This window comes from Streptomyces torulosus, from assembly GCF_001419765.1.
Taxonomy (GTDB): domain Bacteria; phylum Actinomycetota; class Actinomycetes; order Streptomycetales; family Streptomycetaceae; genus Streptomyces; species Streptomyces torulosus.
Genome location: NZ_LIRK01000569.1, coordinates 1 through 4,751 on the forward strand (window position 1 = coordinate 1; position 4,751 = coordinate 4,751).

The window sequence follows — 4,751 nt, forward strand, 5'->3', positions numbered from 1 at the left end:
GTGCTGCCGGGTGGGGCCGGGGGCGATCTCGGCGATCGCCGAGGTGCTGACCTGACGCCGTCGGCCTTGGATCCAGCCGGTGCGGCGAGAGCGCGTGCGTGGCGCCGCGAGGCGGACGGGAATCGTCGGACACGGCCTAACCTCGGTTCATGTCCAAGACCTCGGTGGCGCGCTTCTACGACGAACTGGCCGACGACTACCACCTGATCTACGCGGACTGGGAGGCGAGCGTCCGCCGCCAGGGGGAGGCGCTGGACGCCCTGTTGGGGCGGGAGCGGGCGGTGGTGCTGGACTGTTCGTGCGGCATCGGCACCCAGGCCGTCGGGCTGGCGCTGCGCGGGCATCGTGTCGTCGGGACCGATCTCAGTGCCCGTGCCGCCGCCCGTGCCGCCCGTGAGGGCGCCCGGCGGTCGGTGCCGCTGGTCACCGCCGCCGCCGACATGCGGCGCCTGCCGTTCGCCGACGCCCGGTTCGACGCGGTGGTCTGCGCGGACAACTCCCTGCCCCATCTCCTGACGGAGCAGGACGTCCGTACCGCCCTGACGGAGATGCGGCGCGTGCTGCGCCCGGGCGGCCGACTGCTGCTCAGCACACGCCCCTACGACGAACTCCTGCGGGACCGGCCCTCGTCGACGCCTCCCCAGGTGCATCTGCCGGACGGCGGCGGACAGCGGACGATCACCTTCCAGCTGTGGCACTGGCACGACGACGGGGAGCGGTACGACCTGGAGCACTTCCAACTCCTCCCGGCGGACGGGGAATGGCGCGTCGAGGTCCGCCGGACCACGTACTGGGCGCTGCGGTCCGACCGGCTGGCCGGCCTGGTGTCCGACGCGGGCTTCGAGGACGTCCGCTGGTGGACGCCCCGGGAGACGGGGTTCTTCCAGCCGCTCCTCACCGCGTACGCCGACGCGCACGGTTCGGCGTACGCCCGCGGATGAGGGCCCGCTCCGCCGGTTCGGGGCCCTGTGATTGACTGCGGCGATGTTGCCAGAGTCGGTGTTCCGCTCCCTGGATCTGCCTCCGGGTGACCGGTTCGACGCGTGGACGGAACGCATGGGCCGCACGCATGCTCCGCTGGACCTGTCCAGTGACCGCGCGGCGGACTACCGCGTGCACCAGCGGCTGATCGGGCTGGGTGACGTGACGGTGTGGCCGGCGACGTTCGACTCGCTGGTCTTCCGCCGGACGCCGAAGCTCGTCCGCCAGTCCGACCCCGAGGTCTACCACCTGTCCCTGCTGCTGCGCGGAGAGGGCAGGGCCACCTGGGGCAGACAGGAGGTCACGTACCGGCTCAGCGACATCCACGTCAACAGTTCGTCGCGGTCGTGGGACGTCTTCACCGGTTCCGACCCGGTGACCATCGTCGGTGTGGAGATCCCCCGGGCGCTGGTGGCGCTGCCCGCGAGCCGGGCCGATCAGGCGGTGGGGCGGCCGATATCGGGCCGTGAGGGGGTCGGCGCGCTGCTGTCGCAGTTCCTGGTGAACCTGACCGCGGACACCGGCCCGTACCAGCCGCAGGACGCCCCCCGGTTGGGCACCGTCGTCGCCGACCTGGTCACCGCCGCCTTCGCCCACACGCTGGACGCCGACCCGCTGATGCCGGCGGAGGCCTACGACCGCACGCTGATGCTGCGGATCAAGGCGTTCGTCCGCCGTCATCTCGCGGACCCGGAACTGACCCCCGCCGCGATCGCCGCCGCCCACCACATCTCCCGCAGCCGTCTGTACGCCCTCTTCCGCGCCGAGGGCGTCGGTGTCGCCGCGTACGTCCGCGACCAGCGGCTGGAGCGCGCCCACCGCGACCTCGCCGACCCGGCGCTGCGCGCCGAGCCCATCCACTCCATCGCCGCCCGCTGGGGCTTCCCCCGCCCCGCCGACTTCACCCGCACCTTCCGCACCGCCTACGGCATGCCACCCAGCGAACTCCGCGCGGCCACGTCGCGCGACGCCGCGGGCGGGACGCCGGCGGGCCTATCTCCGCGGCCCTAGGCGACTCCTTCATCACCCCGGCCGTCAGGGTGGGGTGTCGCCGCGGCGGGCTTCCCGGTGGAGTACCTCGTCCAGGTCCGCCAGGCGGTCCAGCCCGCGCACCGGCTGCACCATCCGGGGGTTGCGCTCCAAGCGGGCCCGGTGCCGGTGCAGGAAGGCCCAGTAGCCGGTGGTGAACGGGCAGGCCCGGTCGCCGGTCCGCTCGCCCGGCCGGTAGACGCATCCGCCGCACAGATCGCTCATCCGGTGCACGTACGAGCCGCCGGACGTGTACGGCTTGGTCGTCATGCGGCCGCCGTCGGCGTACTGCGACATGCCGACGACGTTGGGGACCATCACCCAGTCGTAGCCGTCGACGAAGCTGCGGTGGAACCAGTCCGTCACCGCCCGCGGGTCCCAGCCGCGCTGCAGGGCGTGACTGCCCAGCAGCATCAGCCGGGGGATGTGGTGCGTCCATCCGGTGTCCCGCACCTGGGCCAGCACCGTGGCCAGGCAGCGCGCCCGCACCGCGTCCGCGTCCGCCTCCTGGAACCATCCGGGGAGCGGCTCGTGGTGCCGCAGGGCGTTGCGGTGGCGGTAGTCCTCGCCGAAGTACCAGTAGAGCTGCCAGACGTACTCGCGCCAGCCGGCGACCTGGCGGACGAATCCCTCCACGCTGTTGACCGGGGCGCGCCGGGTGTCGAGCAAGCTGCCCCACGACAACCCGTACTGGCGGCGCCGCCACCCCCGCGAGGCGGCCCGCGAGGCCCTGGCCGCCCGCCGCCGCGCGAGCCAGGCGGCACTCACCCCCGGCCAGGACCCCGTACCCACGCCCGCCCTCCTCCGCTCCCAGGACTGAGGCCGGGACCAGCAGGCGTTACCGTGCACGGATGTCGTACCGACTCGACGCCGCCATCAGCGACTTCGACCGCATGCGGCGCTGGGCCGAAGGGGTGACGGGGTCGGTGGTCGCCCCGCTCGCGCAACGCCTGGGGCTGCTGCCGCTCACCACCGAGTTCCGCGGTGACCTGCCGCGCCTCCTGCGTGACCTGTCGCAGGGCGGACCGGTGGCCCATGTGGAAGCGGACTTCTGGGGCGGCGACGGGGATCAGACCGCCGCCCTGTGGCGGGCCGGCGTACGGGAATGGGGCCCGGTGCACACCTCGGACTTCAGCGGTCCGCGGGAGGACTGGCCGATCAACGCGGCGCTGGCCCTGCTCGGCGTGGTGCCGGCCGGCCCCGGTGCGCCGGACCACCGTGATCTGTTCGCGGAGGTGGGCCTCGGCCGAGGGCGGGACGAGGAGGACTGGCGCCGGGCCGCCCTGGAGGCGCACGACGCGGCCGACTACGACGCGTGGCACGCCGGAGAGCAGGCCAGGCGCGAGGCCAGGGAGCGCGCCGCAGCCGAGCGAGCCGCCCATGAACGGCTGCCCGGCGTCCCGGTGCCCCTCGACGGCAAGGAGGTCATCGCCCTGCTCGGCATACCCCAGGGCCGCACGGTAGGTGCGGCCATCCGCCACCTCCAGCAACTCCACATCGACCACGGCCCCGTCTCCCGCGAGGAAGCCGAAGCCGCGCTGCGCACCTGGGCGGCGGAGCGGGGAGTCTCCGCAAGGCCGCGCTGAGACACCGTCCGGGCCGGAGGCGGGTCAGCTCGACGCTCGGCTCTCGAAGTCGTTCGGCTTGCAGAACCGCTCGGCTCACAGGGTGATCATGCGGACTAGGAAGAACGCGGCGAACAGCAGAGCGCCGAGCGCGATCAGGAACAGCCACAGATGCGGATGCTCCCAGATGCCGCCGTCCGGTCGTTCGTGGTGGGCCTCGGCGGTCGATCCCTCGGCGGCGGGGGTCTCCTCGGGCGGAGGCAGCTGCTCACTCCGGGTGCCCGTCTCATGCAGCTTCTTGACCATGATGAGCACTCCTCTGGGGGGGGAGGGAGGTTCTCATTCGGGGATGTATCGCACCTCTTCTTCCGCACCGGGAGCGTCTCCGGATGCGCGCGCGCCGAGTGTGTGGGCCGATGCCTGCACGGACTCCGGCGCGGATCACATGGACTCCTGCACCTGCCCCTGGCCCGCCGTCGGCGCGTCCTCGCCGGGGCGACCGACCGACGTCATGATCCGGACGGCGTCGGTCAGTCCGAAGGGGCGCAGGAGGTCGGGATCCGAGCGCAGGCCCCATCCCGGGCCGCACAGCACGACGTGGCTGCGGGTGCGGGCGCCGTGGATGCCCCAGCGGATCGCGGCGAGGTGCCGGGCGAGGGGGAGGTCCGCGGTGCTCCGGGACTGCGACCACAGGGCCACGGCGGCCGGCGCGACCCGCCGCACCGTGGCCTCCAGTGCCTCGACCGGCACCGAGGCGCCCAGCATCAGGACGCGCATGCCGCGCTCCGCCAGTACGGCGGTGAGCGCCTCCAGGGGGAGGGTGTGCTGTTCGCCCGGCAGGCACGCCAGCAGGACGGGGCGCGTGTCGGCGGCTCTGTTGCGGGCCGCGGCGCGCGCGTAGGCGTGGTGGAGGGCGACGGAGATGTGCCAGGACAGCAGGTGCTCCACTTCCACGTACCGGTCCTCGGACGACTCCCATCTGCGCCCCACGTACCGCAGCGTCGGGATGAGGACCTCCTCCCACGCGGCCATCAGGCCGTACGACTCCACGGTCGCCGTGATCTGCTCCCGCACGGCCTCGGAGTCCATACGGACCGCCGCCCGGGCCAGCCCTCGGCCCCGGTGGACACGCCGTCCGTGGAGGACTCACGCCGACGGGGCCGCGGGCTGGCCCGG

6 protein-coding genes and 1 pseudogene are annotated in these 4,751 nt (G+C 73.4%); 4 read left to right on the forward strand and 3 right to left on the reverse strand.

All coding sequences use genetic code 11. The features are described 5' to 3' along the window. Positions 1-149 precede the first annotated feature (149 nt). Together AOK23_RS33620 and AOK23_RS33625 are read left to right on the forward strand one after the other, a co-directional pair. The gene (locus AOK23_RS33620; protein ID WP_055716323.1) at positions 150-941 is read left to right on the forward strand and encodes a class I SAM-dependent methyltransferase; all 792 of its coding nucleotides are present in this window, start codon (positions 150-152) and stop codon (positions 939-941) included. Positions 942-984: 43 nt separating this feature from the next. Then, positions 985-1,992 (forward strand): helix-turn-helix domain-containing protein, encoded by a 1,008-nt coding sequence (locus tag AOK23_RS33625; RefSeq protein ID WP_055716324.1) that lies wholly within the window; start codon positions 985-987, stop codon positions 1,990-1,992. 24 nt (positions 1,993-2,016) lie between these two features. Here the strand turns inward: AOK23_RS33625 and AOK23_RS33630 are convergent. Beyond that, positions 2,017-2,664 (reverse strand): annotated as a pseudogene (locus AOK23_RS33630) (cryptochrome/photolyase family protein); the annotation flags it as partial. Between the two features lie 4 nt (positions 2,665-2,668). Here AOK23_RS33630 and AOK23_RS50665 point away from each other — a divergent pair. Together AOK23_RS50665 and AOK23_RS33635 are read left to right on the forward strand one after the other, a co-directional pair. After that, the gene (locus AOK23_RS50665; protein WP_240496688.1) at positions 2,669-2,830 is read left to right on the forward strand and encodes a hypothetical protein; all 162 of its coding nucleotides are present in this window, start codon (positions 2,669-2,671) and stop codon (positions 2,828-2,830) included. A 31-nt stretch (positions 2,831-2,861) separates the two neighbouring features. Next, complete coding sequence (locus tag AOK23_RS33635; protein ID WP_240496687.1) at positions 2,862-3,596, forward strand: hypothetical protein; 735 nt, start codon at positions 2,862-2,864, stop codon at positions 3,594-3,596. Positions 3,597-3,671: 75 nt separating this feature from the next. Here the strand turns inward: AOK23_RS33635 and AOK23_RS33640 are convergent, their stop codons facing one another. Both AOK23_RS33640 and AOK23_RS33645 read right to left on the reverse strand, forming a co-directional pair. Continuing rightward, positions 3,672-3,881 (reverse strand): DUF6480 family protein, encoded by a 210-nt coding sequence (locus AOK23_RS33640; RefSeq protein ID WP_055716327.1) that lies wholly within the window; start codon positions 3,879-3,881, stop codon positions 3,672-3,674. A gap of 135 nt (positions 3,882-4,016) precedes the next feature. Further along, positions 4,017-4,685, reverse strand: a complete 669-nt coding sequence (locus tag AOK23_RS33645) for a cobalamin B12-binding domain-containing protein (RefSeq protein WP_338056547.1) — start codon at positions 4,683-4,685, stop codon at positions 4,017-4,019. Between the last annotated feature and the right edge of the window lie 66 nt (positions 4,686-4,751).

What these genes read in the sequence shown, in the direction of transcription:
- AOK23_RS33625 (WP_055716324.1), top strand. Translation starts at nt 985, where the DNA reads ATGTTGCCAGAGTCGGTGTTCCGCTCCCTGGATCTGCCTCCGGGTGAC.
- AOK23_RS33640 (WP_055716327.1), bottom strand. Translation starts at nt 3,881, where the DNA reads ATGGTCAAGAAGCTGCATGAGACGGGCACCCGGAGTGAGCAGCTGCCT.
- AOK23_RS33620 (WP_055716323.1), top strand. Translation starts at nt 150, where the DNA reads ATGTCCAAGACCTCGGTGGCGCGCTTCTACGACGAACTGGCCGACGAC.
- AOK23_RS33635 (WP_240496687.1), top strand. Translation starts at nt 2,862, where the DNA reads ATGTCGTACCGACTCGACGCCGCCATCAGCGACTTCGACCGCATGCGG.